Raw genomic sequence first — 2,536 nt, forward strand, 5'->3', positions numbered from 1 at the left:
GGCAAAACCAAAATGGTCATCCGCATGGCGCTGGCGCGAAAACTCCTCGTCATTCTCAATGCAAAAGCACGCGATGCGCGCATGGAGTTCGCCAATGCAACTTGACACCACAGATAGTCGCTCATTGCCCTGCCGGGCATTTCTCCCCGTATAGTGACGGGGAGAAAGATGCTGTTGTCCGATGGTTTCACCAATTATCAATGTTGCGAGAAGAACGCCAAGAGTGCGGCCAGCTTCCTTCTCCCCGTCACTATACGGGGAGAAGATGCCGGCAGGCAGATGAGGGGCGGCGCAAGCGGATCGCGCTAAGCCCGTTCGGCCAGCAATTCCTCGCCGCGCTTCTCGCGGATTAGATTGACGAAGCGACGGAACAGATAGTGCGAATCCTGCGGGCCGGGCGAAGCCTCCGGGTGATGCTGGACCGAGAACACCGGCCGGCCAGTCAGCGTGATGCCGCAGTTCGAACCATCGAACAGTGAGACGTGGGTTTCCTCGACGCCTGATGGCAGCGAGTCGGCATCGACGGCAAAGCCGTGGTTCATCGAGACGATCTCGACCTTGCCGGTGGTGTGGTCCTTGACCGGATGGTTGGCGCCGTGATGGCCCTGGTGCATCTTGGCGGTCTTGCCGCCCAGCGCCAGTGCCAGCATCTGGTGGCCGAGGCAGATGCCGAACACGGGGATGTCGGTCTTCAACAGATCCCGGATGACCGGCACGGCATAATCACCGGTGGCTTCCGGGTCGCCGGGGCCATTGGAGAGAAAAATGCCGTCCGGCTGCATGGCAAGGATTTCTTCGGCGCCGGTCTTGGCCGGCACCACCGTGACCTTGGCGCCGAGGCCGGCGAGCAGGCGCAATATGTTACGTTTGACGCCATAATCGATGGCGACGACATGCATTGTCGGTTCGGTCTGTTCGCCAAAGCCTTCGTTCCACACCCAGGGCGTCTCGCGCCAGACCGAGGACTGGCCCGAGGTGACATCCTTGGCGAGGTCGAGCCCGATCAGGCCCGACCATGCGGCGGCGCGCCGCTTCAGATCGTCGAGATCGAACACGCCGTCGGGCGCGTGCGCGATGACGGCGTTGGGCATGCCCTTTTCGCGGATCAGTGCGGTCAGAGCGCGCGTGTCGATGCCCGACAGGGCGACGATGCCGCGCTTCTTCAGCCATTGGTCGAGACCGGCGCCGGCGCGATAGTTGGAAGGATTGGTGACATCGGCCTTGAACACGGCGCCGACGGCACCGGCGCGGGCGGCGGGATTGAGGTCCTCGATGTCCTCGTCATTGGTGCCGATGTTGCCGATATGCGGGAAGGTGAAGGTGACGATCTGGCCGGCATAGGAAGGGTCTGTGAGGATTTCCTGGTAGCCGGTCAGCGCCGTGTTGAAGCAGACTTCGGCGACGGCGGAGCCGGTGGCGCCGAGACCGCGACCTTCGATGACGGTGCCGTCGGCCAGCACCAGAAGGGCGGTCGGCTTTTCAGTGGCCCAGGCGGGCGTCGAGGCGGCGGTCATCTCGGCCATGCGGCACTCCTATCAGGCCGCGCGCTGCAACCGGCCCGGCGGGCCATCTGCGCGGCAAACGGCGCGAAGCGGCGATTTCGCGGCTCCCACGCAGTCAAATTTCCGTTCATGCAAGGCCCAGTACATAGGGGAAGGGGGCAGGGCGGTCAATGATCATGCGAAATGCCGCCATGTTTTATTTCGCCTAGCAAAATCAGTGGCTTGCCCCGGCATATCAGGGTTTGCCTTGGCTCGCCCCCGGCGCTATTGTCCGCGCCGATCGAAGGAGAATGCACCATGCGCGGAAAAATCGCCGAATCCCTGAAGAGCGCGATGAAGGCGCAGGACAAGCACCGGCTGCCGACATTGCGGCTGATCCAGGCGGCTATTCACGACCGCGACATCGCCAATCGCGGTTCGGGCAAGGAGCCGGCCAGCGACGAGGAGATCCTGCAGATCCTGGCCAAGATGGTGAAGCAGCGCGAGGAATCGGCCAAAGCCTTCGACGACGGCAAGCGGCCCGATCTCGCCGCGCAGGAGCGCGGCGAGATGGAGATCATCCGCACCTTCCTGCCGACGCAGTTGGACGATGCGGCGGTGACGGCTGCGGCGCGCGAGGCGATCGCCGCGACCGGTGCGGCCAGCCAGAAGGACATGGGCAAGGTGATTGCCGCACTGAAGCAGAAATATGCCGGCCAGATGGATTTCGGCAAGGCGAGCGGCATCGTCAAGGGCCTGCTGCAGTAGGGTGCTGCTCATCTCGTCGCTTGGGTGGCCGACCGGGCGCTCCCGGAACCCAGATCCGTCCGGAATCGAAGTCCAGGAGTTGGAACTCGGATACCGCTGAGATGTTTATCCGTCATGCAACTGGAGAGATGTCATGACTGAGAACGAAACCCGCTATGAAACCGGTGCGACGAAATATCCGGCAAAGATCGATGCCGACGCTTCCGATGAATTCTCCCAGGATGCGGCCGCCAACAAGAAGCCCGCCGGCGGAATGGGGCTCACCCGCAGGAAGGATGAAGTAGAAG

2 protein-coding genes and 1 pseudogene are annotated in these 2,536 nt (G+C 62.7%); 2 read left to right on the forward strand and 1 reads right to left on the reverse strand.

What is annotated here, in order from left to right:
* Positions 1-105: pseudogene (locus EN893_RS28815) on the forward strand (IS110 family transposase); the annotation flags it as partial.
* A 200-nt stretch (positions 106-305) separates the two neighbouring features.
* Here EN893_RS28815 and carA read toward each other — a convergent pair.
* Positions 306-1,523, reverse strand: coding sequence for a glutamine-hydrolyzing carbamoyl-phosphate synthase small subunit (gene carA, locus EN893_RS28825; protein ID WP_127271513.1), 1,218 nt, complete (start codon positions 1,521-1,523; stop codon positions 306-308).
* Positions 1,524-1,799: 276 nt separating this feature from the next.
* Between carA and EN893_RS28830 the strand changes: the two genes are divergently transcribed.
* Positions 1,800-2,249: a GatB/YqeY domain-containing protein gene (locus EN893_RS28830; RefSeq protein WP_127272594.1), complete on the forward strand. Its 450-nt coding sequence runs from the start codon at positions 1,800-1,802 to the stop codon at positions 2,247-2,249.
* Positions 2,250-2,536: the final 287 nt, after the last annotated feature.

Origin of the sequence: Mesorhizobium sp. M7A.F.Ca.CA.004.04.2.1 (genome assembly GCF_004022825.1) — a bacterium.
Classification (GTDB): Bacteria; Pseudomonadota; Alphaproteobacteria; order Rhizobiales; family Rhizobiaceae; genus Mesorhizobium.

What these genes read in the sequence shown, in the direction of transcription:
- EN893_RS28830 (WP_127272594.1), top strand. Translation starts at nt 1,800, where the DNA reads ATGCGCGGAAAAATCGCCGAATCCCTGAAGAGCGCGATGAAGGCGCAG.
- carA (WP_127271513.1), bottom strand. Translation starts at nt 1,523, where the DNA reads ATGGCCGAGATGACCGCCGCCTCGACGCCCGCCTGGGCCACTGAAAAG.